The sequence below is a fragment of the Xanthomonas sp. WHRI 8932A genome (genome assembly GCF_035012785.1).
GTDB lineage: Bacteria > Pseudomonadota > Gammaproteobacteria > Xanthomonadales > Xanthomonadaceae > Xanthomonas.
This window is the reverse complement of sequence record NZ_JAYGQQ010000003.1, coordinates 124,697-151,495: the sequence shown is the minus strand read 5'-3', so window position 1 is coordinate 151,495 and position 26,799 is coordinate 124,697. Positions and strand designations below refer to the sequence as shown.

At 64.1% G+C, this 26,799-nt stretch carries 24 protein-coding genes and 1 pseudogene; 19 read left to right on the top strand and 6 right to left on the bottom strand.

Annotated features, from left to right (window positions below; all coding sequences use genetic code 11):
- Positions 1–126: 126 nt before the first annotated feature.
- The 5 genes from VC212_RS05825 to VC212_RS05805 form a co-directional block, all read right to left on the bottom strand.
- On the bottom strand, positions 127–1,389 hold the full coding sequence (locus VC212_RS05825) for a flavohemoglobin expression-modulating QEGLA motif protein (RefSeq protein WP_055848338.1): 1,263 nt from the start codon (positions 1,387–1,389) through the stop codon (positions 127–129).
- Positions 1,389–2,480, bottom strand: a complete 1,092-nt coding sequence (rsgA, locus tag VC212_RS05820) for a ribosome small subunit-dependent GTPase A (RefSeq protein ID WP_323514720.1) — start codon at positions 2,478–2,480, stop codon at positions 1,389–1,391. Before rsgA ends, VC212_RS05825 begins: the two co-directional genes overlap by 1 nt.
- A gap of 211 nt (positions 2,481–2,691) precedes the next feature.
- On the bottom strand, positions 2,692–3,204 hold the full coding sequence (locus VC212_RS05815) for a hypothetical protein (protein ID WP_323514721.1): 513 nt from the start codon (positions 3,202–3,204) through the stop codon (positions 2,692–2,694).
- A gap of 267 nt (positions 3,205–3,471) precedes the next feature.
- Positions 3,472–3,996 (bottom strand): hypothetical protein, encoded by a 525-nt coding sequence (locus VC212_RS05810; protein WP_323514722.1) that lies wholly within the window; start codon positions 3,994–3,996, stop codon positions 3,472–3,474.
- Entirely contained in the window at positions 3,997–4,272 is a 276-nt protein-coding gene (locus tag VC212_RS05805; RefSeq protein WP_323514723.1) for a hypothetical protein, read from the bottom strand.
- A gap of 255 nt (positions 4,273–4,527) precedes the next feature.
- Between VC212_RS05805 and VC212_RS05800 the strand changes: the two genes are divergently transcribed.
- The 18 genes and pseudogenes from VC212_RS05800 (at position 4,528) to VC212_RS05715 (ending at position 24,797) form a co-directional block, all read left to right on the top strand.
- Complete coding sequence (locus tag VC212_RS05800) at positions 4,528–5,799, top strand: pyridoxal phosphate-dependent aminotransferase (RefSeq protein ID WP_055848333.1); 1,272 nt, start codon at positions 4,528–4,530, stop codon at positions 5,797–5,799.
- Entirely contained in the window at positions 5,799–6,449 is a 651-nt protein-coding gene (locus VC212_RS05795) for an SGNH/GDSL hydrolase family protein (protein WP_323514725.1), read from the top strand. Before VC212_RS05800 ends, VC212_RS05795 begins: the two co-directional genes overlap by 1 nt.
- 135 nt (positions 6,450–6,584) lie before the next feature.
- On the top strand, positions 6,585–7,256 hold the full coding sequence (locus VC212_RS05790; RefSeq protein ID WP_055850271.1) for a class I SAM-dependent methyltransferase: 672 nt from the start codon (positions 6,585–6,587) through the stop codon (positions 7,254–7,256).
- Between the two features lie 33 nt (positions 7,257–7,289).
- Positions 7,290–7,661, top strand: a complete 372-nt coding sequence (locus tag VC212_RS05785; protein WP_323514726.1) for a hypothetical protein — start codon at positions 7,290–7,292, stop codon at positions 7,659–7,661.
- A gap of 376 nt (positions 7,662–8,037) precedes the next feature.
- Positions 8,038–8,952, top strand: coding sequence for a BTAD domain-containing putative transcriptional regulator (locus VC212_RS05780; protein ID WP_323514727.1), 915 nt, complete (start codon positions 8,038–8,040; stop codon positions 8,950–8,952).
- Between the two features lie 195 nt (positions 8,953–9,147).
- Positions 9,148–9,246, top strand: a pseudogene (locus VC212_RS05775) (4-phosphopantetheinyl transferase); the annotation flags it as partial.
- Between the two features lie 220 nt (positions 9,247–9,466).
- Positions 9,467–9,790 carry a hypothetical protein gene (locus VC212_RS05770; RefSeq protein ID WP_323514728.1) on the top strand — a complete coding sequence of 108 codons (324 nt, stop codon included), beginning with the start codon at positions 9,467–9,469 and terminating at the stop codon, positions 9,788–9,790.
- 9 nt (positions 9,791–9,799) lie between these two features.
- On the top strand, positions 9,800–13,378 hold the full coding sequence (locus tag VC212_RS05765; RefSeq protein WP_323514729.1) for a papain-like cysteine protease family protein: 3,579 nt from the start codon (positions 9,800–9,802) through the stop codon (positions 13,376–13,378).
- A gap of 7 nt (positions 13,379–13,385) precedes the next feature.
- Positions 13,386–14,360 carry a hypothetical protein gene (locus VC212_RS05760; RefSeq protein ID WP_323514730.1) on the top strand — a complete coding sequence of 325 codons (975 nt, stop codon included), beginning with the start codon at positions 13,386–13,388 and terminating at the stop codon, positions 14,358–14,360.
- Complete coding sequence (locus VC212_RS05755) at positions 14,360–14,599, top strand: hypothetical protein (protein ID WP_323514731.1); 240 nt, start codon at positions 14,360–14,362, stop codon at positions 14,597–14,599. Before VC212_RS05760 ends, VC212_RS05755 begins: the two co-directional genes overlap by 1 nt.
- On the top strand, positions 14,596–15,375 hold the full coding sequence (locus VC212_RS05750; RefSeq protein WP_115513864.1) for a hypothetical protein: 780 nt from the start codon (positions 14,596–14,598) through the stop codon (positions 15,373–15,375). Before VC212_RS05755 ends, VC212_RS05750 begins: the two co-directional genes overlap by 4 nt.
- On the top strand, positions 15,372–16,811 hold the full coding sequence (locus VC212_RS05745; RefSeq protein ID WP_323514733.1) for a S8 family serine peptidase: 1,440 nt from the start codon (positions 15,372–15,374) through the stop codon (positions 16,809–16,811). Before VC212_RS05750 ends, VC212_RS05745 begins: the two co-directional genes overlap by 4 nt.
- A 184-nt stretch (positions 16,812–16,995) precedes the next feature.
- Complete coding sequence (locus VC212_RS05740) at positions 16,996–18,744, top strand: hypothetical protein (protein ID WP_115528894.1); 1,749 nt, start codon at positions 16,996–16,998, stop codon at positions 18,742–18,744.
- Between the two features lie 11 nt (positions 18,745–18,755).
- On the top strand, positions 18,756–19,808 hold the full coding sequence (locus VC212_RS05735; protein WP_055848303.1) for a hypothetical protein: 1,053 nt from the start codon (positions 18,756–18,758) through the stop codon (positions 19,806–19,808).
- 51 nt (positions 19,809–19,859) lie between these two features.
- The gene (locus VC212_RS05730; RefSeq protein WP_323514734.1) at positions 19,860–21,167 is read left to right on the top strand and encodes a hypothetical protein; all 1,308 of its coding nucleotides are present in this window, start codon (positions 19,860–19,862) and stop codon (positions 21,165–21,167) included.
- An 18-nt stretch (positions 21,168–21,185) separates the two neighbouring features.
- Positions 21,186–22,415 (top strand): hypothetical protein, encoded by a 1,230-nt coding sequence (locus tag VC212_RS05725; protein WP_323514735.1) that lies wholly within the window; start codon positions 21,186–21,188, stop codon positions 22,413–22,415.
- 11 nt (positions 22,416–22,426) lie between these two features.
- Positions 22,427–23,272, top strand: coding sequence for a hypothetical protein (locus VC212_RS05720; RefSeq protein WP_323514736.1), 846 nt, complete (start codon positions 22,427–22,429; stop codon positions 23,270–23,272).
- Between the two features lie 16 nt (positions 23,273–23,288).
- Positions 23,289–24,797 carry a hypothetical protein gene (locus tag VC212_RS05715; protein WP_323514737.1) on the top strand — a complete coding sequence of 503 codons (1,509 nt, stop codon included), beginning with the start codon at positions 23,289–23,291 and terminating at the stop codon, positions 24,795–24,797.
- A 153-nt stretch (positions 24,798–24,950) separates the two neighbouring features.
- Here the strand turns inward: VC212_RS05715 and VC212_RS05710 are convergent, their stop codons facing one another.
- Positions 24,951–25,766, bottom strand: a complete 816-nt coding sequence (locus VC212_RS05710; RefSeq protein WP_323514738.1) for a polysaccharide deacetylase family protein — start codon at positions 25,764–25,766, stop codon at positions 24,951–24,953.
- A 60-nt stretch (positions 25,767–25,826) separates the two neighbouring features.
- Between VC212_RS05710 and grxD the strand changes: the two genes are divergently transcribed.
- Complete coding sequence (grxD, locus tag VC212_RS05705; RefSeq protein ID WP_055848291.1) at positions 25,827–26,753, top strand: Grx4 family monothiol glutaredoxin; 927 nt, start codon at positions 25,827–25,829, stop codon at positions 26,751–26,753.
- Positions 26,754–26,799: the final 46 nt, after the last annotated feature.

Here is a 26,799-nt window from a genome sequence, read left to right as displayed (position 1 = left end):
GGCATGCAGTGTGCAGTCCGGTTCGTTGCAACATCGTGTAGAACGCGCGGCCTTGCATGCGCAGGTTCACCGACGCGATCAACATGTGATCGCGCACGCGCATTTCATCGAACGCTGTGTGCCATCTCAGACATTCATTGCCGGCGGTTGCAGCTGATCCATGCGGATGCGATTGGCAAACAACGAAAACGCCAGCATGCCGGCCAGCCCGCTGATCCGGCTCACCCACGGCGGCAGCCAGCGCGGCGCGACCAGCACGCCGCTATCGAACAAGGGTGCAAAGCGCGCCACATCGCCCAGCGCCATCTTGCCGGCGAACAGATACCGGCATAGCTGCAGTTGGTCGCGCTGCAAGGCATGCCGGAAGAAGGTGTGCACCGCGACCAGGCCACGCAGGTAGACGGTGTCCTTGGTAAACGCACCGCCGCCTTCCGTCGGCACACCGCGGAACACGCGTTGCGCCGAGGAAAAACTTTCGGTTGCGCTCTGCCCGCTCTCGGTGAAATAGCGGAACACCTCAATGAAGTCGGCGCCCGAGCGCGCCATCGCAATCGCTTCGATGCGCAGGCTGATGCGCTTCATGCGTTCGATATCGATGCTGCCGGTGATCTGCTCCGCAAACGTCGCCAGGCCTTCCTGGGTTGCGGTGGTGCGTGGCGATGAAATGCCCAGACTGGGCAGATGCACCTGCGCGCGGCCATTGAGCGCAGTGAGCGAATGCACCAACGCCTCGTGATGAAACAGCTGCGCACGGTCGTAATCGCTGAAGGTAGCGCCGGTGCGCAAACGGATCCGGTGCGCACCGGCCGCGGCCTTGGCGAGCAGATCCGGATCGAGCGTGACGGTGATGACGCGTCCTTCAAAAAACGCATCCAGGTCGTTCTGCAGCTGCATGCGCAAGGCGGTGGCAGACACCGGCACCTGCTCTTCCGGCGCCAGCAACTCGCGATCGAGTTCCTGCGCGATCTGGATGAAATGCCGCGCCGCTTCGCGCGTAGTCGGGCCGTTGCCGGGCATCGGGTCGTCAGGCACGCCGAACAACTGCGCCGAATAGTCGCTGACCGCACTGGTGCCCAGCGATTCCAGCAGACCGGCCGCCAGGCTCCAGCTATGCGTCGAATCGATCAGATACGCGCCGATCGGGTGATGCGGGTCGGCGGCTTTCGCAATCGCGGCCAGCTCGCGCCGGGTGTCGCCAAAATCCAGCGCCGGGTAGTCCACCTGCGGCAGCTCCGGCTGCCCGCGCGCCACACTCTGCAGAAACGGCTCCTGCAGCGAGCGCGGCCAGCTCGCCAGGGCGAGCAGGCGCACCCCGCGCACGGCCTTGACCAGGCGCGCATCCAGCGCCGCATGATGGACGATGTCCGGCGGCCCCTTGCGCGATGGCATCAGCGCCGTCCGGGACGATCGACGCTGGCTGGCCGCCTGCCCGAGCCTTTGCCGCGGTTGTTCTGCGCAACGCGGGTGGCGAGCTTTTCGGCCGCGCTGGCTACTTCCTCGCGCAGCTTCATGTAGTTGGCCACACGCTCCGGATCCAGCGTATCGGCATCGATCGCCGCGCGCACCGCGCAACCGGGCTCGGCAATATGCGCGCAATCGTTGAAGCGGCACTGCGCCGCCAACGCTTCCACATCAGAGAAACCGCCTTCAGCCAGATCTTCCTCACCGGTTGGCTTGAGCTCGCGCATGCCGGGCGTATCGATCAGGCAGGCGCCGGTTGGCAACGGGATCAACGCACGGTACGTGGTGGTATGCCGGCCACGCGAATCGTTTTCGCGCACCGTATTGGTCTTCATCTTCTGCGTGCCGAGCAAGGTATTGGTCAGCGTCGACTTGCCCGCACCGGACGAGCCCACCAGCACCGCCGTGCGCCCGTCGCCCAACCACGGCCGCAGCGCTGCCACGCTCTCTGGATCCTTGGCATTGACCGCACGCAGCGGGATGTTCTGCGCCTCCAGCTCTTCCAGCACCGCCAAGGCATCCTCGGCGTACTCGGTCTGATCGGCCTTGGTCAGCACCACCACCGGCTGCGCGCCACCGCCCCCTACCAGCAGCAGATAGCGTTCGATGCGGCGCGGATTGAAGTCCGCATCCAGCCCGCACACGATGAACACCGTATCGATATTGGCCGCGATCACCTGCTGGTGGTAATGCTCACCAGCCGCCCCGCGCTTGATCGAGGTGCGCCGCGGCAGCAGCGCCACGATGCGCTTGCCCTCCATCAGCACCCAATCGCCCACCGCCGCCCGCTCATGACTCGGGAAGCGCGGCCGCTGCCACTCCGGCAACGACTCGGCCTTGAGGCTGGCCTCCGGCGTATCGGCCACCACATAGCCGGTGCGGTGCTGCTCCACCACCCGCGCCGGCAGCGCCTGCGGATGCGCGGCAAACACCGCCTGCCAGGCAGCCTCCTCAGGAGGACCGGGCCAGGGCCAGCCGATGGATTGGAGGGTGGGGTAGTTGGGGGGTGTGTCGCTCATCGGGGGATTCTAGGGGGTACGACCTGTTTTGCCACGTTTCGCTCGGAGCACGAACCCAAGCTCGGTGTTTTGGGCAGAACAGAGTAAGACACACCGGCCCATAGCAGTTGCGCCCTCAGGCGAGCCATCAGTTTTGGTGCTGAACATCCCTACATCTCGAAAACCACATTGCTACTGCGGGTAATTATTCCGACTAGTGCCAGCGAAGCAGCTACAAGTCCATTCCATCTTTATTAAATCGATTCAGTGCAGCCCATACAATGGCGCATGAGCAATAGCCAAAAACAGCACATACCGCAACGAATAACCCGTACCCCAAGCTAAACAATAGATGAAACCGCCCCAGCTTGATGATTAGCAACATGCCCTTTCCTGAACTTTCAGCTGCTTCAATCGGAGGCCCGAATAAAAGCGCCAGAAGAAATCCGAGAAAAAGAACAAATACCAATGCAGCAGCTAAAAAAGCTTTCGGCCTGCTGTAAACCTCAGGAACATCCGAGGTCGAATAAAGCCACAGCACTATGAGGGGAGACAAAAGCAGCGACGCTGTCGTAGTCAAACCGTAGCCCTCAGAACTCCCTAAGACTTCCTCGTAAAACAACTTCCATCCAGGAAAAATACAAAAATCAGCAATTCCCAACGCTACTGCAGTCTTGCTAAATAATAATGGAACAAGAAAGAATATCCAGGGAAATGATCCGCTCCATCGTTCCAGCCAATTCATTCTCGACTTCATTAGAGATCCCATGCGTTGACGCAGACCCAGCAAGCTCACAACTAGGCCGACGTGCATTTTCCTTGCGGCGTCAACGCCGATTTATCAGCATACCTTTGGTACCCAGTCATTTTAACCTCGATGTCCAAACTTATCGCCACCTTAATTCGCACATTGGCTCAATCGATCTGGATGGCAATCAGCTTGGCGTTTCCTTTTCCAAAATCGCGTTGCACGCCCAATACTCCCCTGCGGATTAAATTCACTTGACTCCCCTCAGTTTAAAGTATGCCGCCCCCCCCAAACCATGACGCACAAGTTGGAAACGCAACAAAGACAAAAAATCACGGTTTGGGCGATGAAGAAAATTCCAGGATTTTCCGACCAGTATGCACCTCCGCCGTACACAGGAGCCCAAACTACCACCATCAATGAAATAGCAGAAGTCGCCAGAGGAGCTATCAACCCAGAAAATTTATAAGGCCTACCTTCTTTGTGGATTGAAATCATTACCGTATCTTTGAAGATCGCCAACCTAACAAGCGATATTTTCGAAGCAGCAATGAACAAAGGAATTAGCGAGAGCGTGATAGCAACAAGCCCTGAGATAGTAACTAAAAACGCAACTTCCGGGAAGCTGGTTTTGAGGGAATTCAACCAAATATGATTATTTGAACCAACCATTTTTGATGCAATGAATTCGATACAGTACCCTGATACAGAAAAAACAGTTAACGGCAACGCACAATTAATCAAAAATCCAAAATTAATTAATGCAACAGAGCTGATTTTAGCGCCCACTTACCCATGCCCTGCAAAAATATTTTCGATCACAATGTTTCTACCAACGTTATTTTCAGGATTACGAAGAATATATTGATGATCGCCCATCGCACGGCCAAAGCCATGCGCCAGCTGCGCCGCATCGGCCGCAATTCCGTGAAATTGCGCCAAAAGGACGAGTCCCTGCAGCCCCAGATCCGGTCGACCATCCACCGACGAGCCGCCCTCGACTAACGAGAGCGACGCACTTCCCCCTGACATAACGCGATCCTTGCTGAGAGCCGACAGGCTCAAGTGACGGAATAGAATCTTGGGATGTTAAGAAACTGTCAATCAGCCAACCCCTCGCTGACGATCTATTTTCTCAATCGGGCGTCTCTCAGGTTGAGACGCAGCCACCGATGGCGGTCGGGTCATTCCTTAATGGCCATACCTACTAATAGTGAGCAGCAGGGGTGGCCCCACTTGACATCGTTGCCGATGCAAGCATGTCCGCTTGTCATATTTCCGCTACCATGCCAAGCCTCACGCCTACAACCGGCCCGTCGCATGTCCACTACCCCGCAAAAGCCGCTCGCCATCCGCGAGCGTCTGTCCGAAGTCCGCTACGAGATCCGGGGCGAGCTGGCGCGACGAGCGCGGGAGTTGGAAGCGCAGGGCCGCAAGCTGATCAAGCTCAATATCGGCAACCCAGGTGCATTCGGGTTCCGCGCGCCGGAGCATCTGCAGCGCGCGATTGCCGACGACATGGGCCGCACCGATCCCTATACCCATCAGCAGGGCCTGCCGGAAGCGCGCGAGGCGATCGCCAAAGCGTATTCGCGTCGTCAGCACCCCGATGCCCACCCTGACCGTATTTTTGTCGGTAACGGGGTCAGCGAGCTGATCGACCTGTCACTGCGCGCCCTGCTCAACCCCGGCGACGAAGTGCTGGTGCCCTCGCCCGACTATCCGCTGTGGTCGGCGGCCACCATCCTCAACGATGGCCGCCCGGTGTATTACCGCTGCGCGCCGGAGAACGGCTTCCAGCCGGACCCGGTGGAGATCGAGACGCTGGTGTCCTCGCGCACCCGCGCCATCGTGCTGATCAACCCCAACAATCCCAGCGGCGCGAGTTATTCGCGCGAGTTGCTGGAGCGCATCGTGGCGATTGCGACCAAGCACAACCTGCTGCTGATGGTCGACGAAATCTACGACCAGGTGCTGTACGACGGCGCGGCTTTCGTGCCGGTGGCGCCGCTGGCCGGTGCGCACCCGTGCATCACCTTCGGCGGACTGAGCAAGGTGCACCGCGCCTGCGGCTGGCGGGTGGGCTGGGCGCTGCTGTCGGGCGAGCAATCGCGCATCAACGACCTGCGTAACGCGATGGACCTGCTCGGCGCCTTGCGCCTGTGCGCCAACGTGCCGGGCCAGTACGCCATCGATGCCGCAGTCAACGGGCCAGACACCATTTCCGCGTTGTGCGCGCCCGGTGGCCGTTTGTACGAAACCCGCCGTGCGGTAATCGAGGCCTGCGCGGCAAGCGAGCATCTGCAGCTGGTGGCACCGGCCGGGGCGCTGTACGCATTTCCGGCGGTGGTCGGCGCGGCCGCACGCAATTTCGACGATCACGAATTTGCGCTGGACCTGATGAACGAAGAAGGCGTGCTGGTCGTGCCCGGCTCCAGCTTCAACGTGCCGTACCGCCATCACTTCCGCGTGACCTTGATGCCGGAAGCCAGCGTCATGCGCGATGTATTTGCGCGCATCGACCGCGCACTGGCACGCCGTGCCGAGGCCGTGACCAAAGTGGTGCCACTCAAGTCGCGCAGCGTCGCTTGATGGCGGCGCCTGGTACGCCGCTGCGCTATCTGGCGCTGGGCGATTCGTACACCATCGGCGAAGGCGTCGAGCCTGCGCAGCGCTGGCCGATGCAGTTGGTCGATGGTCTGCGTGCCCACGGTTGGAACGTGGCGCCACCGCAGATCATCGCCACCACTGGCTGGACCACCGACGAATTGCAAGCCGGTATCGACGCGGCCGCACCGCAGGGCACGTTCGATCTGGTCAGTCTGCTGATCGGCGTCAACAACCAGTACCGCGGGCGCTCGCTGGACGAATACCGCAGCCAGTTCGATACATTGTTGCAGCGCGCGATCGGGTTTGCCGGCGGTCATGCCGCGCGCGTGGTAGTGCTGTCGATTCCGGATTGGGGGCTGACACCATTCGCGCATGCGCAAGGTGGCGATGCGGCACTGATCGCGGCGCAGATCGATGCTTTCAACGGCGTGGCGGCAGAGCGTTGCGCAGCGCGCGCAGTGCGGTTTGTCGACATCACCGCCATCAGTCGCGATGGCGGCGATGCTGTCGACATGCTGGTCGACGATGGCCTGCATCCCTCCGGTGCGATGTATGCGCGTTGGGCAGCGATGGCGCTGCCTGCAGCGCGCGATGCGCTGGGCGCTGTCGGATCTGTGGACACGCCTGCCTAAAGCGCCACGACGCGCAGCCGCGCATCGCGAAACCGCCAACCGGGCCTACCGCAATCGGGGCGACTGGCTCTAAGCTAGCCGTGCAGCACGCCTGATTGCCAAGGAACGACATTGCACAGCACCGCCACCCAACCGATGAGCCGCGCCCAAGCGCTGGCGATCGCACGCGCTTTTCTGCCCAAGCATCCGCTCGGCAACCGCTACGATTACTACTACACGCAAGCCAAGCTGCGCACCGACCCGTTGTATCCCGGTGTGCTGGCCGAGCTGCGCAGCACCACTGCTCCGGTGCTGGATCTGGGCTGCGGGCTGGGCTTGCTGGCGCATGCATTGCGTGCCGATGGCCAGGCGCTGGCGTATCACGGCGTGGATGTGGATGCTTCCAAGATCCGCCGCGCGCAGCACATCGCGCAACGCTCCCATCTGGGCAATACCAAGTTCGAAGTGGTCGATCTGAGCATCGCATGGCCGCAGCATCAGGGCAGCGTCACCATTCTGGACGTGCTGCAATATCTGCAGTCGGACATGCAGGCCAGCCTGCTGCGCAGCGTGGCGCAGATGCTCACACCCGGCGCCAAGCTGGTGATTCGTAGCGCATTGGGCGATGCCAGCGGCCGCGGACGCACCAGCCGCGTGACCGACGTGCTGGCGCATCTGAGCGGCTGGATGCAGCGCATGCCGCGCAGCTACCCCACCCGCGACAGCCTGCAGGCCCACCTGGATGCGGCCGGCCTGCGCGCGACCTTCGCGCCGCTGTACGGCAACACGCCCTTCAACAACTGGTTGATCGTGGCCGAGCCGCGCTGAGCACTGCCGTCTTGGCGAAAACGGTGCAAGCAGATGCGCCCTCTGCATGCACCGTCTATCGCTGACGTGCGCACGCGACGCACGCAACGTGGTGCCTGGAACTCCCTTGGCTCCGACTTCGTAGCGATTGCCTTCCAGCAGGGCGAGATAGCAGCCACCACGGTCGCGGTTGTTCCGTGGTTTGAAGATGCCGGTGTAGCTGACCTACAGCGCATGGCGATCGTGCAGATCGAACATCAGACCGGCGTAAGGCCTGATGCGGCCGCGACGCTCGGACGAATTTGCCGACACAAGCTGATGAGTGTTTTTCCAGTCGGTATCACTGTCAATACGCAGGCGCATCGCCTACCCGCCTTCGCGCGCAGCCGCCCCGTCGAAAACGGCCGCGCAGGCCGTGCCTGGTAATCCGCGCGCGATGCCGCGCATTCGCCCGGGAAGCCGTCGCGTGCAGCCGCCGGAAACGGCCTTGGAGGACGATCGTCGCATGGTGTCGACCGCAGGATGTCGACTGCATGGTCAGCGATGCTGACGCAGCGCATCCGCTGCGCGGTTGACACGCGACTGCCGTCTGTCCGCCATCGCTACGCCTGCGCGAACAGCCGTGGCATGATCGCGCCCTCACACGCCGGCCGTCCTACGGCACGGGATGCCGGGACAACAAGGGGATGTCTCGTATCGGTGTGGATCGGACTTTTTGCCCACCATGGGGCGCTCGCGGAAGGGGCCGCAGGCGTAGGTGTGCCGAATGGACATTGGCTGCATTCGAGCGAGGATGGCGAGGATGTTCAGGATCTGGTTGTTCGGTTCGGTTTCCGTTGCCCAGGACGAAGGACGCGCAGTTGCGGTCTCCGGACGTTGCGGCAGTCTGCTGGCCTATCTGGCCATCGGCCAGCATCGGTATTTCAGTCGTAGCGAGCTCATTGCCAGCCTGTGGCCCGAACGCGATGCCGGCGCGACGGCGGGATCGTTCAATACCGCCCTGTGGCGCCTGCGCCGCATCGTCGAGTCCCCGCCACTGGATCACGGCGATCTGATCGTGTGCGACCGGCGCGGTGCGATCGGCCTGGATGGCCCGATGGACGTCTGGCTCGATGTCGCCGAATTCAGCAAGGACATCGCGCCAGGCCTGAGCAAGCCACCCGAGCAGATGACCGAGGCGGAAATCGCCGGACTGCAACGCGGCGTCGCGCTGTACCGCTCCGACATCCTGATGGATGTCTCCGACGATTGGGCGCTGCGCGAACGCGAAAAACATCGCCGCAGTTATCTCAACGCGCTCTGGCGCCTGGTTCAGATCGCCACGATCCGGCGCGACTACGGCGAAGGAATCCGGCATGCACAAGCGATTCTGGACAGCGACGCGCTGCGCGAAGATGTGCACCGCGCACTGATGCAATTGTTTGTGCTCAACGGACAACGCGCACATGCCTTATGCCAGTTCGAGCGCTGCCGCGAGCTGTTGCGGCGCGAGCTGGCGATCCAACCGATGCGCGAGACCATGACGCTCTATCACCGCATTGCCGACGGTGCCATCGGGACGAGCGTAGAAGACACGGTGCCTTCACCTGCTGCACGCCCCTTCCCGTTTGCCGACAGCGCCGGCCAGCACGCACAGATGCTGATCGAAAACGCACGTCGTGGCCTGGCCGCGGCAGATGCGCAACTGCAATTGAGCCTGCAGTTCCTGGAACCCTGAGTTCTCCAACACTGGCGCCCGCCGCGCTGCCCGATGCCGAGCGCGTAGGTATCTGCGTGTTCGTTGCGGCGTCGCGCTGCTGCAACCAGCCTGGTCCATCGCGCGCAGCTGCCTTGCTGCAGTATCGGCGAGCCCGGCGCATGGCGTACGAAGTGCGGCCTGCCGCATAAGGCGAATGCCGCCGTCCCGGCGTGCGACCCGACCGAGGTGCCGCTGCTGCGCGATGCGCGCGACCGACCCTCTCTGCAACCTGCGCTGCCCGACTGGGATACCGGCTGGAGCCACCGTGGCGACTAGCTGGTGACGCGCCATCGCTTGCCCATGCTGTCCCTTTCCCAACCCGTACGCGCCCCGGCAACCAGGCGTATGGACCGACGCTGCCTGGGCTGCACGTCGCGATGCATCACTGCTGCATCACACAGGAAGACGGCGCGGTGATTCACCGGTGATCTGGCGGTGATGCATCGGTGATGCAGGCGGCCTAGCGTGAATCCACCTCACCCGGAGCGCGGGCATGGCACTGCTGGAGGACCGAACCGCCGCCTTCATCGTCCGGGTTTGGGGAGAGCGTGGCGACGGCGACGACACGGTACGGGAATGGCGCGGCTCGATCGAGCACGTGCAATCCGGCGAACGCACGTTCTTCCGTCATCTCGAGCAGGCCATGAGTTTCATGCAACCCCATCTGGAGAGTATCGGCATCGACACCCAGCAACGCTTCTGGGAACACATCGCGACCGACATCGACAGCGCACCGAATCCCACTGCAGCTCTGCCCGCTTCTCCCGTCTCCACGCCACCGCCGCACGCCGCTCTTCCACCCCGCAAGCGCCGCTAGGAGTTCCGTATGGCCCGCATCCGCGCCACCCGCGACAGCGTCAACGACCGCTTCAATGTGCTGAGCTTCAGCGTGCGCAGCGACACCCCGCTGTTCGAAATCGGGCTGGCCACCGACCCGGAGTTGCTCAAGCCGGAAAACCGCGCCCGCCGCACCTCGCGCACGTTCTTTTCCAGTCTTGTGCAGCCCGGCACCAAGGGGCGCGATGCGATGTATCTGGTACCGCCGAGTGTGGTTGCGCGCTTTGTCGGGCAGCCGCGGCTGTACTTTGGCTTGGCGACCTACAGCGAACGCGACCGCGCGCGGCCGATCGAGGTGCAGATGCCCGATCGTGGCAATATGTACGTCTCGCTGTCCGGGCTGACCGAACGCAGCCTGCGACGTACCGCGCGTAGCGATGGCAACAACGGCTACGGCGGCGACAGCGCGTCGCTGGCATGGGGCGCCGATGCGGTGGTCGGCGCGGCGCCCGCGGCGGGAGTTGCGCCAGCCAACGATCCGGGCCGCGGCGGCTACAGCGATGGGTACTCGGATGAGCTGTGGCAAACCCCTGCCTCCGCGACGCCGCCCGCGCAAACCACGCCGGCCGCCACCGTGTCACCAGAGGCATCAACGCCGGCCGCGTCCCCATCGCCCGATACCGCAGCAGCAACCGCAGCCGCGCAGAGCTGGCGCCCGGCATCGCAGGCGGTGCCGACGCTACGCTCGGCGCCAGTTGTGCGCGCGCCGTCTTCGACGCAGACGCCACGTCATGGCTCGGCCCCAGTCAACGCACTGCGCGTGATCGATCAATACGACAGCCCCACAACGTTGGGCGAAGCGCTGCTGGCGCAGTTGGCGTTCTTTGCCAGCAGTGCGCGCTGGGTGTTTGGCGTCGTCAATACCACCGTTGCGCCCTACAGCGCGATCTGCCAGGTGCGACGTCTTAATGACAGCGATGAAGGAGAACCGGCTGGCACCGCATTCTTCATCGCGCCGCGTCTGCTATTGACCGCCGCCCACGTAGTAGATGGCAAGCGTGCGCTGATCATCGTGCCCGGCAAACACGATGCAGGAACAACCACCGAAAGCGAGCCGTTCGGGCGCTTTCAGGTCACTTCGGATGCATGGGTCATCCATCCCGCATACAACGCATCCCAACGCGATTTCGATATGGCACTGATTCGCGTGCCGGAGGCCAACGCGGTTGCCTACCCGCAGTACTTCGACATTCTGGAAGAACTGACCCAATCGCGCGAAGAACAGATCGTCGTGAGCGGCTATGCAGCGCGTTCGCTCGATAGCAGCACTGCAGGCACCGTGGTCAATGCCGTTATCGACCCGGATCGCCAACATATGCACGGCGGGCGTATCCGTCAGCTCCCGACAGACGACACGTTTGCCTACGATGTGCAGTCGTTGGGCGGTACCAGCGGCTCGCCGGTCTACTACATCGACACCACCGAGGCACCGCGTGCCCACGTGGTCGGCGTGCATGTGGCCCAACATGACGCGACGACCAATCTGGGTTGCCGCATGACTGACGCAAAGCTGGCCTGGATCCGCCAGCAAGCACTGGACTGGAGCCAGGCGGTCAGCTTCTCGCTGGGCGTACAGGACTCGCAGAACGGCGCCACGCCGCGTCGGTCTGGCTCCGCCATGCAGACCGGGCAGGCAATGTCCCCACCGCATGCGCGACCCGCACCACCACGCAGCACCACCAACGCGCGCGCACTGATCATCGGGCCGGACGATGTCGAACGCGCGCAGCGCTACGCGCCGCAGTGGGCCGACCTGTTCAATTGGCGCGCACCGGCCGCGGTGGAACAGGCCGTCAGCGCACGCGGGATGTCGGTTCAGCGCATCGCAGATGCACAGGGCGAACTCAGCCTGGACCGTTATGAAGTGCGTTGCGAGCGTCTACCCGATGGTTGGAGCGGTCCTGAGGTTCTTGAACACCTGCGACTGCATCTCAACGATTTTGTCGATACTGCCTACAGCGAATTCATCCCGTACGACAGCGGTGTGGACGACATTCGATGGGAGTCGTCCACTCCCGTCGGTACCGTCTTCAAAGTCAATATCGGTGGTCCCGACAATGCGTCGGTTGTCGTAAGCCTGGTAGAGCCGACACGTTGGCGTTTCACCACTGTGCATACCGAATGGTCCGGTGATCATCCAGTGAGCGGTCACCGTGAATTCGGAATCCGCGATGACAACGGCACCACCGTGTTCTACACCCGTGGTGCCGATCGCTGGACCGGTGGACCGGGCGCGTTTATCGGCTTTTTTGCTGCCGACCGGCTCTGGAAGAGCTTCCAGGACAAGCTCGTTAGCTGGCTGATGGCGGGCGATGGCGGCGGCAGCGCCAGCGCGCCTGCTCCCTTCAGCGAACGCTTCCATCCGGAGGTGGTGCGCATCCTCTACCCGACCACTGCGCAGTCGTTGTCCACGCGTTCGCTGAGCGATGCGCCCGTCCACGAATACGACGTGCCCTTGATCGCGCAACCGGACAAGCACGCTTGCTGGGCGGCGGCGATGGCAATGCTGTTGTCGTATCGGCGCCACGCGTCGATCGACCCGGAAACGCTGGCCAACGAGGTCGGCACCACCCTGTCGACGTCCTATAGCTTCGAGTTGCTGGACGCGGTCAGACAGCGCTACGGCTTTAACGCTATCGAACAACCTTCCAACACCAGCCTGTACCACACGCCGCAACAGTGGGCGGACTGGTTGAACCGGCATGGCCCGCTATGGGTGGTCATCGTGGGTGCGCCGCATGCGGTGGTGCTCAGCGGTATCTCTGGCGATCTGGCCGATCCGTCGAGCGCAATCGTCAACATTCTCAATCCCTGGGATACCCGGCAGACCTTCGACAACGATCCGGTCGTCTTCAACCCACCCAATCAAGGCTATGCCGACTGGTTGCCGTTCCAGGAATTTGCAAGCGCATTCGGTGAAATGGCTGCCGACGACTATGGCGACTGGCGTGTGCTGTACCTACCGGCAGCGAGCACGCACGCCGCATCGCTTGGCGGTGCTCAGTTGCGCCTGGCCAGGCCGCCAGCGTCGGTGCGTGCGCAGGCATTGGAGACAACGTCTGCCACCGGCGAACAGCGCGAGCCAGTGACGCCCAGCCGGGTGACCGGTACCCGCATGAGTGTGGTGCGCGGCAGTGCGGGCGCTTGTCGCTGGACCCTCGACCAGCTGGAAGGCCGCAAGCCTGCCGTTTCCACACCGATCGATTCCGGCAACGCCGCCATCGATGTCCGTCTTGTGCTCGATGACTGGCCGGCGTTGGAGGGTGCAGCAACTCTGCTGCCGATCACGCTGGAGTTTGTTGCCGATCACGGCAGCGTCGGCGAAGTTCGCATCACCGCCGGCACCCCGCCCCTGCTGAGCCATGGCGTCGAGGTGACGGCGCGTATCGAAGATGCGGATGCAGTGAGCGGTGTTGCGGCGCTGGCCGTCATCGTGGACTACCGCTTCAGCGGGCTCGCGCAGGGCAACCCGCAGGCGCGGATCGCCTTGCGTCTGCTCGGCGATGGGCGGCATGAGCGCAGCAACACCTGGGTCGCGCAACCGGCCGACGCCGTGGTCGCGGGCTGAGCGGGTCATGAGCGCTCCAGGCCACCGCAACCTGATCTTTCCGCAGCGCCCCACTGCGGCGGCAGCGCGTGCGCTGGCCGGCCCGACCGCGGCAACGCCGCCGGCTGGCGACGCAACGGCCACGGTCAAGCCTCAGGCGACCGAGACCATCGCGCGGCGTACCGGTGCGATGGTCAATGAGGTGGATTTTCCGGGCTTCGTCGCGCAACTGGTGCATGGCACGTTCGACGCCATCGTGGATGCCTCGATCCGCCAGATGGAAAGTTATTCCAGCATGGTGGCGGCGGTGTCCAAGACGGTGGATCAGTTCACCGAGGACAACGTCTCGCTCAATCAGGCGCGCGATTGGCTGGCCACGCACTATCCCGGCGATATCGTCTTGCTGCTCCCCGATGGCGGCGCGCGCACCGTGCCGGAGCTGGTGCCACGCACGACTGGCAGCCAACCCTTATGGCTGGCCGACTATGGGCTGGCCGACGAGGAACTCACCGCCGAATTGCTCGAACAACGCGTGCTGCCGCAGGTGCGGTTGAAGGTCGGCAGCGAACGTCAGCAACTGCTGGCAACGATGGTGCTGCTGGGCATGAACCGGGTGGTGGTGCGCGATGGCAGCATCAGCAGCAAGGTGATGTTTCGCGCCGCTGCACAAGATGTGGCCAAGGTCGGCTATGCCACCGGCAGCGATCCCGCGCAGGCAGACAATTGGGGCGAGCGCGGCTCCTCCAGTTATGCCGGGCAGACCTCGACCATGGTGTCGACATTGCAGGTCAATGCACAGAACGAATCGAACGTGCGCGCCGATCTGTTCGGCGAGGTCAAGCTCAATTTCGTCAGCGAGACATTGCCGCTGGAGCGCCTGGCAGATGCCGCCAAGGTGGCGCTGGTGCAACGCAACGCACCTGCCATGCGTGCCGCCGCCGGTAACCTCGCGCCCGCCGCGGCGCCGCCGGCTGCACCATCGCCCGCTGAAGGAGCGGCGTGATGTTGCGCGAACTGTCCGGATTGCTGGAAGAACTGCACGCTGGCCTGCTGGCGATCGAAGACCGCGCTGGCATGCAGTTGACGCATGTGGAAATGCGCCTGCCGCTGGAGCTGCGCCCGATCCTGCGCGACAGCGGTTGCCGCCTGCTGGCCGATGTGCCGCGCAGCTTCGCCATCAATCACTGGAACGCTGCGCCGTCGCTACTGCATGTGGTCTGGCAGCTGGGAGAACAGTCATGAGCGCGCAACTGCCCCCGTTGCTACAAACCCTTGGCGTTCCACTGGACCTGTTCATCCAGGCATTGACCGAGCAATTGGACAAGGCGCAGGCCGCGATGACGATCAAGGCACGTGTGGGCAAATTGCCGCTGACCTTCGCGGTGAAAGACGTGACGCTGGATTTGCGCGTGTTCGTGCAGATGCTCGACGACGATGTCTATCTGCGCCCGGCGGGTCCCGGCGAAAGCGAAGCCAGTACCGTGCGGCTGGCGTTGACCACGATCACCAAACCGATGATCGAAGAGAACGCGGCAGATTTCCGCGCCGACGAATCCGAATTCAGTCTCAAGACCGCGCTTGGCGACCAGTTCTCCGATGAGGAACAACGCCAGCTCGAACGGATCGGAGTGCGCACCGTTACTCAGCTCAACGAGCTCAAGGAAACCGCGGGCGCCGATGTCATCGCACGGCTGTCGCGGATGCCGGTCAATCGCCTGCAACAGGCGCTGCTACGTGCCGCAGCACCGCGTGTGACGCGTGTGCAGGCGAGCGATGGCGATGGCAACAGCGGCACGCGTGTGCACCTGAGCGCACCGGGACTGCGCAGCGGCAGGCTACCGCTGGTGCGTGCGGCGGGAATCGACATTCCCATCGTCTCGGCCGATGACGGACAGCTGGTGCTGGCACCGTTGGCCAGCCAACTCGGCTGCGATGCGCAGCTGGACTTCGAGGATGGGCGCAGCGCCTGCGTGCCATTGCGCGCAGGCAGTCTTGGTCAATGGAGTGCGCAGACATGACCGTCTCACATCATGCCGCCTTGTTGCCACGCCGCCTGCTGCTGACGCTGCGACTAGGCGAAGTGCCCGAGCATCTGCCGGGGCTGCGTGCAGTGCAGGGTTACGGCACACCGATGAGCGACGCGGTGGACCACGGGCCGATCGACCGGCTGTTGCGTCACCACGGCGATGCCTTCCGCGCGGTGCGTCTGCATAGCGCGCGCCTGGGCCGCCAGCAAAGCCGCCGCAGTGGCGCACAGCGCTTCGATGCCATCGAACAACTGAGCGGCGTCGCGCGGGTCTTGCGGGTGGAATTACGCGATGGCGCCCGGCTGCCTGCGCTGTTGCGGGCGTTGGCCGAGATCCCGGTCGTGGAGCGGGTCGGTGCCGATTATCTGAGCAGCACCCCGCGCACGCTTGCGGGCCCGGCAGCGCACCTGGCCGCACACGAGAGCTGGGCGCAACAGGCCATTCGTCTGCCGCAGGCTTTGCAACTGGAACCGGGCGATCCGGCGGTGCTGATCGGCCTTGCCGACACCGGCGTGGCGCTGCAGCACCCCGAACTGGCCGGACACTTGCGCGCAGGATTCGACAGCGTGGATCTGGACCCGGCAACGGTCGGCGGGTTGTCGCTGGTCGGCGACTATCGCCGTGCCGGCGAACGTCCGCAGGACGAAGTAGGCCATGGCACCGGTTGTGCCGGCATCCTGGTGGCCAGCGGTCGCCAGATCGCACCCGGTGGCGCAGGCGCATGCGGACTCACCCCGGCACGCGTGCTGGGCGCCGCGCTGGAGGCTGGCGATCGCCGCGTCGGTGTCGGTGCGCTGGACAACATCGATGCCGGCATGAAGCGTCTGATCGATCTGGGCGTGAAAGTCATCAACATGAGCTTCGGCACGCCGGAATCGGCATTGCTGCCGGATGCGCCCGCACCGCATGAAGAGACCGTGCGCTACGCGCTGGCACGTGGCGTGGTGCTGGTGGCCGCCAGCGGCAACTCCGGGCTGCATGAGCGTTTTTATCCCGCTGCACACGACGGCGTGATCGCCGTGGGCGGTATCGATGCGCACCTGGTGCCCGCCAGCTTCAGCACGCGCGGTGCGCACGTTGCCCTGTGCGCGCCGGGACGCGATATCCGCACCTGTGCCTTGGACGGCTACCAGAGCGCCTCGGGCACCAGCTTTGCCGCTCCCTTCGTTGCGGCGGCGTGCGGCTTGCTCGCAGCGCGCGCGCAACGCCGCGCCTGGCCACTGGATGGCGCAACCGCCCGCCAGTTGCTGTGCGATAGCGCGCGCCCGTTTGGCGGTGCCGGCGTCGCCGACTGCGGTGCCGGCGTGCTCGATGCGCATGCGGCGCTCCGCGCGCTCGATGCCTATCTGGACCTGCAACTGCGCGACGAAGACAGCGCAGCCGATTCCCCCACCGTCCCGGCGTCGTCCACGCCGGTGGCGGCCTGACCTCCCACCCGCTGCCGAGGAACGTTCGATGGCGACCCAGCGCACTACCAAGAAGTCCACCCCTAAGACGGTCGCCCCGGCAGCCAAACCACGCTCCAACGGTCGCAGCAAGGCGGCCGCGGCCAGCAGCACCGCCTCCAGCAAACCTCCTTCACCCAAACCGTCCGATCCCGGAGTGAACACCATGAATCGCATCCTGCTGGTCGATCTCGGCGAGCGCGAAACCAAGAAGCGCCAGGAACTGCGTGCACGCCGTCAGGTGCTGCAGACCATCGACAAGACTGCCGATACCAGCGGCGGGCTCAGTCCGCGGCAACTCGACGAACTGGCGCAAATCAAGGCCAAGCTGTCCAGCGACGTGGTGGTCGATCCGTTCTACCAGCTGGTGACTGCGACCCAGCAACAGAAGGACTGGAACAAACTTGCCTGTGCGACGGAAAACGTCCACAAATACGGCCTGATCGGCTCGCAACGCTCGCCCAAGGAATTACGCGGCCCGCTTGGCTGCGACGAGCGCGAAATCATCGGCATCTGCGGGCTGCTGCAGCTCGATGGCTACACCGACGCCAGCCTGCGCGGATTCGTGCAACGCGTCAGCGCCGCACAAGGCGAGTACCGCGAAAACCGCGCCTTGTTCGACGCCGCCTTCGAGCTACTGGTGCCGCGTTACCAGGTCACCATCCAGTCGCAGATCGCCTCGGGGCTGATCGATGCGGACATCGTCGGTTGCGAGTGGCCCGACGACAATCCCGAAGACCGACGCGACCGCTACAGCACCGACACCGATTTCCGACCTTCCGCAAAAGACACCGTCTGCGCGTTGAGTTCGCGCAATCTCGCCGCCACCGTGCGCCGGCTTGCCAGCAACGGCATCGGTGCCGATAACGCCTGGCTGGCCAGTCATCTGCAGAACGGGTACGAGATGCAGACCGGCGTGGTGGCCGGCGCGCCCCCGTCGGCCATGGAAATCATCCTGCCCGATCTGGAAGATTCCACCGATGTGGAAATCGTGCGTGAGAATCTCAACGCCGTGCAGGCGATCTACTTCGCCTACATGCTGGAAGAGACGCGGATGCCGCAGGTGGTGGAACGCATCGTCGAATTGTTCCGCAGCGGCATGTTGCCGCTGGGACGCGGCAAAGCCGGCGATTATCTATTCCGTTACTACAAGACGGCCGCCGAACGCATCACCGAAGGCGAGCGCCGCGACCTGTACATGCGCTGCTTCGGCGCACCTGGTGGCGACCCGAACGGAAACGAACCCAATCGCGAGTTCAACGAGCTGTGGTTGCGCTTCCTGTCGGCGGTGTCTTCGTTCGGACGCCAACTGAGTGTGGACCGCATGCTGCGCACCAACGTACCGGTGGCGGTCTCGCAGGAGCAGGTGCGCAAGGCCGCACGCGACCTGGGCGCCAGCCTGTCGCGTAGCGGCTATGGCATCGCCTACTTCGCTGCCACCGAGTTGCAGCAGATGATCCTGGAATACCGCGACCTGCTCAGCGACCCGGAAGTGCGTGGCGCGTTCGGCGCACGCGACATGTGGCAGGTGATCGACCAGGTCAACGCCAATTACCTGGGAGGCCCGCGCAATACCAGCCGCTTCCGTACCCAGGCCCGCGCCGGTGCGGTGATCATTCGCTGGATCGCCAATACGCGACAACGCCTGGAAGGCCGCTATGGCGAAGTCATTTCGATCAGCGCACTCACCAACCCGCAGCTACGCGGCAGCGACCAACCCACCGTCGATCCCACCGATTGGGATCTGCTGCAGGCGTGCGAACAATGGCTTGCGGTGGGCGGCGTACAGGACAACAGCGTCGAGCAGTACGCACAACCAGCCGAATCGCCGGTGATTACCAGCCGTCCGATCGAGATGCCGCAGGCCGCGCGCGATCTGCTCAACCAGGCGGGCATCAGCCTGCCCGGTCTGTAAGGAGCACGCGCATGCGCACTCATGACGATCGCCCGCAGGCGGTCAAACATCTGGTCCGTCAATCGCTGCGTTCGGCGGCCAAGGCGCTGGGCACCCGCGACCCGTTGCCCTACGTCGATGGCTTGATCGACCGCACCTTCTACCTGCCCGACGACGATGTGTCGTACGCACGCAACTCGCTCACACCCGGTGCGGTGCCCTACGAACCCTCGTTTTCCGAATCCGAACCCAACCTGCTGCGCTTCACCATCGAACCGTTGGGCCCGGAGGCCTCACCGGTCGCACGACGCGATGAAGCCACCCGCGAGGCACGCAGGTTGATCGCGCCGATCTTCGGCCAGGATGCCTTGCGCTGGTTCGACAGGCGCAGCGAAGCATGGCGCGGCTTCGGCGGCTTGAGCTGGATGAACTACGGCGCCTGGTTCGGTAGCGCGTTCGATCAGGATGGGCTCTACGCCACCAAGATCTACTACGAGCTGCTGCCCAATCAGATCGATGCCTTGGCGCCCGCGTTGTCGCGCTTGACCAAGCTGGCCTGCGACGAACTTCCCGGACTGGTGCCGATCTTCACCTCGATCGGCTGCAAGCGCGATACCGGTAGTCAGCGGGTGACGTTCTTACATCGCGGCGCATTGGCGGTGAATGGACTGGGCCCGTTGATGAACCGGCTTGGCATCGGCCATCAATTGCCGGGGTTGATGCGCGTGGTTGGCGTCGCCCTGGGCGGGCGGTTCGAACTGCCGGCCGGTGGTGTGCTGATCGGCCTGCGCGATGCGCCCGATGGTGCGGAGTTGAAACTGGAAGTCCTGCTCGCTGCCATTCCGGACCTGCCGGCGCGCTTTCTGGATCTGCTCAAACTCGGCCTGGCCGAGCGCCCCCGGCAACTGGCTGCGCTGGCGCGCTGGCTGGATGCCTTCGGCATGGACGATGCCGAGCAACAAGGGCATTTCTCCGTGCTCAGTATCCGGGTGACGCCGAATTCGCCGGCACGCATCAGCCTGTACGTACGACCGATCGAGTTCGAAATGCGCGAAGCCATCGAAGACGCGCGCGCCCTGCAGTGAGTCGCATCACCTATCGCCTTTCCATCGCCCCCCTGTCGTGCAGGAGTTGCCATGAGTGCTATTTTTCCCGCAGCCGGATCCAGCGCGCGCACGGCCACACCGCCTGGCAACCGCGAAACACACGACGCCGCACGCCTGGCCGTACGTCAGTTGCTGGAACGCAGCGACGCGTTTCATGAGCTGCCTGCCGACAAGCGCGCAGTGTTGGCGAAGGGGCTGGTGCAGATCGGCGCCTATCTCGCCGAACCTGATGGCGTGCGCCTGAAACAGCAGAGCGCGCCCGTGCGCGCGATGGCTGGCGAAGATTCCACGCCCTTGAAACAGGAAGAACAGCCAGAGTTCGGACAGGCCCTGAAGACCGGCGTACAGCAGGCCGGCGCATTGATGGCAGCGGTCAATTTCCCCACCTTCGTCTCGGGGCTGATCAATGGCGTGTTCCACTCCATCGTCACCTCGTCGATCGAGCAGATGGAGGCGTATGCCAAGTTGGTCGCCGACGTGTCCAAAAGCCTGAATCAATTTCGCGACGACAACACCACCCAGAATCAGGGCCGCGATCATCTGGTGGAACAGTTTCCGGACATCTTTCAGCTGCAGATGGGAGACGATGCATTCGGCGATTTCGGTGGCAGCAGCGACACCGGTGCGCCACCGCAACCGCGCGTGGTGATGCGCCAGGATGTCGACGAACGCGCCGCCATCGCACGCGTCAATCAATCGCTGCCGCTGGACAAACCGGTCACTACGCTCAACGACGATCTGGTCGAAGCGGTATTGGTGCCCGCTGCACGTACCCAGATCGCTACCGGCCGCCAGCAGTTGCTGGCCACGCTGGTGATGCTGGGCATCAACCGCATCGTGGTCACCGACGGGCGCATCTCGGCCAAGGTGCTGTACGACTTCCAGGCGCGCGACGACAGCCGCTATCGCTACAGTGCCAGCAAGATGGATCATCAGAAGGATATGTTCGGCAACGTGCAGAAAACGCGCGGTTACGAAGGCGATTACGACTACAAGAGCGATGGCGGCACCTCTAGCCAGAGTGCCGACGGCTCCAGCGACAAGCGCGATGGCAGCTACTACGCCAAGGGCAGCTACAAGTACAACGAACAACCAATCATCAAGATGATGAGCACCTCGCAATTGCAGAGCGATTCTTCGCTGCAAGCCAAGGCAAGCCTGGCAGGACAAGTCGAGGTGAACTTCAAGAGCGATTACCTGCCGCTGGAAAAACTGGCCAATCCCGAGTCGATTGCGGCGATCCAGATGAATGCGCAACCGGGCATGGTGAAATCGTTGGCCACCAACCGCCCTGGCAGTAACACCGCTGCTGCGCCCTCCGCTCCACCTGCGGCATGACCTGGGATCACCACTGCCATGCATGCACTTGCCACAGACAGTTTCAGTGCAACCTCCGGTCATCCCGCCTGGCTCGACGACGACACTCTGGCGGCCGTGCGGCCGCAGGTGCGACGCCTGCTGGAATCCTCGCCTGGCTTCCGCCAGTTGCCAGTGGCCGAGCAGCAGGAAATGGCACGCAATATGGTGCGCGTTGCGTCCTACATGTCCAACCCCGACGGACTGGCAAAACAGGAGCTCTCCACCGATGGGGGCATCCTTGCGCGCGACACGCCGCCAAGCGCGCGCGCACTCGCCGACCCCGTCGGCCAGGCCAAAAACAAGGCATCCGACAAGATCGGCACGTTTGCCGGTAGCGACTTCACTGCCGCCTCGGTGGAACAAGGCGGCGACAACTTCAAGAAGTACATCGGCTCGGTGGATTTTCCTGCCTTCGTCGGCGGGTTGATCCAGAACGTGTTCCAGGCCATCGTCGATGCCTCCATCCAGCAGATGAATGCCTACGGCGAATTGCTCAAATCGGTGGCGCAGACGGTGGATCAATTCGCTACCGACAACATCAGCATGAACAATGCGCGCGACTGGCTGGTGGAACGCTTTCCGGAGGCGCTGACCATCGAGACCGATGGCGATACCGGCCCGCGCGTGGGCGTGCGCGACGAAGATCAGGCAGGCGCGGTGCTGACGCAGATGAAGGACGACATGCAGCTGGCCCAACCCATCACCGACCTGTCCGACCCGGAGCAGGAAACACGCTTGGTGCAAGGCGCGCGGTTGCAGATGGCACGCAGCCGCCAACAGCTGCTCTCGTCGATGGTGATCCTGGGCATCAACCGCATCGTGGTGACCGATGGCGCGATCAATGCCAAGGTGGTGTTCGACTTCCGTGCCTCCGACTCTGCGCAGCGCACCGCGGGCGCTTCGTTATACGACACGCAATCCAGCTACAACCGCCGCAAATCCGGCGCCGGCATCAACCTGGGCTGGGGGGCTGCCGGTACCGTCAACACCAATGTGCAGCGGCACATGACCACGGTGCAATCCTCGGTCAACGAAGAGTCGTCCTCGGATCAGGAGATGAAGGCAAAACTGACCGGCGAGGTGCGGGTGAACTTCAAATCCGATTACTTCCCGATGGAAAAACTGGCCTCGCCCGGCATGATCGCCAGCATCCAGGGCAATGCCACGCCGTTCAACCCGAATCCGCCGCCGGCCGCTGGTCGTCCTGCCGCCGCACCGGCCGTCTGAGGAATCGCCGCATGCGCCCGCCCTCTGCACCCCGCATCGCTGCAGCCTGGCCGCATCCCTACGCGACCTTGCTGCAGGCGCTGGCCTTGGCACAGGCAAACGTGGCGGTGCACGACGCGGCGCTGGCCCGCACGTTGGCCGAACTGGGCGAGATCGACCTGCCGCCCGGCGCACCGGATGCGCAGGATCGGCCGCGCCTGCTGGCAGTTGCACCATTGTATTTTGCCGCTGCGCTGGAACAGGCTGGCGTTTTGCCGGCTGCCGAGCAAATCGCCGCGCTGTTTGCCAGCGGCGCGATCACCCAGCCGCTCGGGCCTGGCACGCAATCGCTGGCCACGTTCTGGCGCAGCCGCCGCGAACGACTCAGCGCAGCCGAGCGCAATGCGATCTTCCAGCGCGTTTTCGAACAACCGCATTTCGATCGTCTGATGCAGGCGTTATGCACTGCGATTGTCGCCGAAGCAGATGGCCGCGACATGCGCGAAGACGTCGCCCTGGCCGCCACCGCGCAGACGATGGGCGAGTTTCTGTCGCAGCGTGCCGATGCGATGGCAGCGATGGCCGCGCGCGAGATCGTGGACAATCTCAACGCTGCGTTGGGCATGCTGCGCGACCGCCAACTGCAACTGGCCTTCGGCGTGCAGTCGCTATGGATGTTGATCGGCGTTGCCAATCCCGGCACTGCGCACTCACAGGCCTTCGCCGAGCAGGGGCGCAACGGTCAGCAAGTGCTGGCATGGCTGGCCGCACAAGACCTGGCCATGCCGCTCGGTCTGGAGGCCGCACGCGCCGAAGATGGCGCAGTGATGGCGGCTGCGCAGCGCTGGTTGCTGTCGCTTCCGCAGCCGGCGGCCTAGGCCTGGAGGCCCCGTCATGCCTGCCGCCCGCATCCTGCCGCCGATCTCGCTCACCGCATCGAGCATGCCGCCAGGGCATGCGCCACAGCCCTGGGTTCGCGCCGCCGTGCGCGAGGTGCTCGAACGCGCGCCTCACTACCAGGCACTGACACCGCACGACCGTCAGGCGCTGGCACGCTCCATGGTGACAGTGTCGGCGTTGGCAGCCGATCTGCTTGCCGAGGAACATGCCGCAGATCAACAGATCGCTCGGACTGCGCCGGCGGTATTGGCGCGCGCGCAAGAGCAGCAACCCGCATTCGGCGACGCTGCGCAGCGGATTGCCGACACCACGCGCGGTGTGCTCAACGCGGTGTCGTTTCCACGCTTTGTCACCGATCTGATCAACGGCGTGTTTCGCGCGATGCTCGACTCCAACGCCCAGCAAATGCAGCAATACGTCGAACTGCTGGGCGCCGTTTCGGCCTCGGCCAGCGGTTTCGAGCGCACCCAATTCGGTCTTGCGCAGGTTCGCCAGTGGGTGGCAGAGCATTTTCCCGAAGCGATCGAATACGACGCACCGGATCCAGCCGATATGCCCGACCCGGACGAACAGGACCAACAGCGGCTCCGCCTGCGTTCCGGCGCCAGCATGCCGGTGGCCGACGACATCCGCGCAACGCTGGGTCTGGCCGACGACGAATCGGTGGACGCCTCCAACCCGGAGCAGCTGGTTCCACTGGCACGCCGTTACCTGGCCCGCCAGCGCCAACAGATGCTGGCCACGATGGTGGCGATGGGCATGCAGCGCATCGTGGTGGACAGCGGCCGCATCAATGCCGCAATGCGCTTTCATATCGATACGCGCAGTGCCGCCAATGAAGACCGCGGCAGCCAGTTCAGCATGCAGAACCGCGTCAAGGCCTCGGGGAAATTCGGGATGGGGGCGTGGGGCGCGAGTGCGGAGATCGAGAACAACATCGGCTATGTCTCCACCCAGCGCTCGCAGCGCACCGAAGAAATGAATACCGATCTGGATCTGAGCTCTTCGGTGGAACTGAACTTCCACAGCGATTATCTGCCGCTCAACCAGATGGCCGCGCAAGCCCAGGCGGATCGCATTCGCAGCGCCACCTTGAATCCCTCTGCGGACATCCCCGACCCCAGTGCGGCGCGTACTGCGCGCATGCAGGCGCAACTCACCGGCGAGCGCGAACGGCGCAGCGGCATGGACGCCGCGATCGCCGGCAGCACCACGCCACGCCCGGCAAACCCGTCGCCGACCAATGCCACACCCGCGCCTGCGGCGGCGCGCCCGCCACCTACCGCACCGACAGCACCGTCTGCGGCCGCCGCACGCAGCCCTGCCGCGGCTGCGCCTAGTGCTGCAGCAGCTACGGCAGGCGGCAGTCGTGCACCCACCGGAGCAAGCGCAACGAGCGGCATGCCGGCCGGTCGCCAGTCGCCCACACCCGCGTCCAGCACAACCACGCCTCCCGCAGCGGCGGCGCGCCCGACTCCAGCAGCAGCGGCACCCAGCGCCTGATCCAGCGCCATGCCGATGAAGCTACGCCACGTTTGATCCGGTTCAACGCCATCGCATCAACAGCAGCGCCCCGCAAAAGCGCCGCACCACCGCACCCTTGCGCGAAGGCAGGTCATCGTCACCGCCACCGCTGAATCTGAGGATGTCGGTCAGCTAGGAACTGTGAGAGTCGTTGCAACTGCTCGACGCCCTGGCCATCGGCACGATTCCCACCAGCCCACGTAGCCGCATCGCGTCCAGCACGCCACGCAGGATGGTCAGGTTATGGCCGTGCGCGGCACCTTCGTGCAGCAGCACGATCGCGCCGGGGCGCAGGTCGCGCACGATCCGCGCAACAGTGGCGTCCGGTTCGCAGCGCACGCCGTCGAAGCCGCGCGCGCTCCAGGCCACGCGGGTCAGCCCGTGCGCACGCAGCGGCGAGGCGACGAAGGGGTTGGTCATGCCGACCACCGAGCGGTACAGCCGCGGCGCCTGCCCGGTGATACTGGCCAGGGTGCGCTGCGCCAAACCGATTTCCTGCGCCATACGGCGCGGCCCCAACGCCCAGAACCAGGCCTGCGGATGGGTATGGCTGTGGTTGCCGATGCCGTGCCCGCGGCGCACGATCTCGCGCACCAGCTCCGGCCGCCGCTCGGCACGCGCGCCGACCACAAAGAAGGTGGCCTTGGCATCGTAGGCATCGAGCAATTCGAGAATGGCCGGGGTGTCGTCGGACGGGCCATCGTCGATGGTCAGCCAGACCTGCGGCGCGTGACCGGGCAGCCGCGCCACCACCGGCGAGTACAAGCGTGCGCGCGGCAGGAAGACCGGCACCACGAATACCGCATGCGACAGCAGCAGCGCAGGCAGGCCCCAGGCCCAGCCCAGATGCCACCACAGCACCGCCACCGCCACCTGCGAGAGGGCGAACAAGCCCACCCAGCGGTAGGGGTGGGAGGGGATGCGATACAGCGTTTCCGGCGTGGTCATGCCGCATGATGCCACGCGGCGTAGAATGCCCAGTCTCCACGCTCTCACCGAAGTGCTGCCATGTCCCTCGACCCCGCCCTGCGTTCCCGTATCGATACGCTGCTGCAATCCAGCCGCGTGGTGCTCTTCATGAAAGGCCAGCCCAGCATGCCGCAGTGCGGTTTTTCGGCCAAGGCAATCGGCGTGCTGGACGGACTGGGCATCGACTATGCCCACGTCAACGTGCTGGCCGACCAGGAGATCCGCGAGGGCATCAAGGCGTACGGCGACTGGCCCACCATTCCGCAGCTGTACGTGGATGGCGAGTTGATCGGCGGCAGCGACATCATTTTGCAGATGGCCGACAGCGGCGAGCTGAGCACGATGCTGGGCCTGCAGGCGCCGGATCGCAGCCCGCCGAAGATCACCATCACCCCGGCCGCGGTGGACATGCTCAAGGGCGCGCTGGCCGATGCCCCGGATGCGTCGCTGACGCTGGCCATCGATGCGAATTTCCAGCCGAACTTCCAGCTGGCGCCGACCAACCCGAACGCCATCGCGGCCGAATCCAACGGCCTGCGCGTGCAGTTCGACCTGGCCAGCGCGCGCCGCGCCGACGGCATCACCATCGACTGGGTGGACGACATCCGTGGCCGTGGCCTGGCCATCGACAATCCCAACGCGCCCAAGCCGGTGCAGGAGCTGTCGGTGCGCGATGCCGACGACCGCCTCAAGGCCGGCAGCCTGACCCTGGTGGATGTCCGTCCGGCCGACGAACGTGCACTGGCGACGGTCAATGCACCGTTCCGCACCCTGGACGCGCACGAGCGCCTGGCGATCGAGCAACTGCCCAAGGACACCCCGCTGGCGTTCCTGTGCCATCGCGGCGGGCGCAGCCTGCAGGCGGCCGAGCATTTCCGCGGCCTGGGCTTCAGCAACGTCTACAACGTCACCGGCGGCATCGACGCCTGGTCGGACGAGGTGGACAACGGCGTGGCGAAATACTGAGCGCGGCCAGACACGCCACGCACCACTGCATACCGAAACGGGCGCT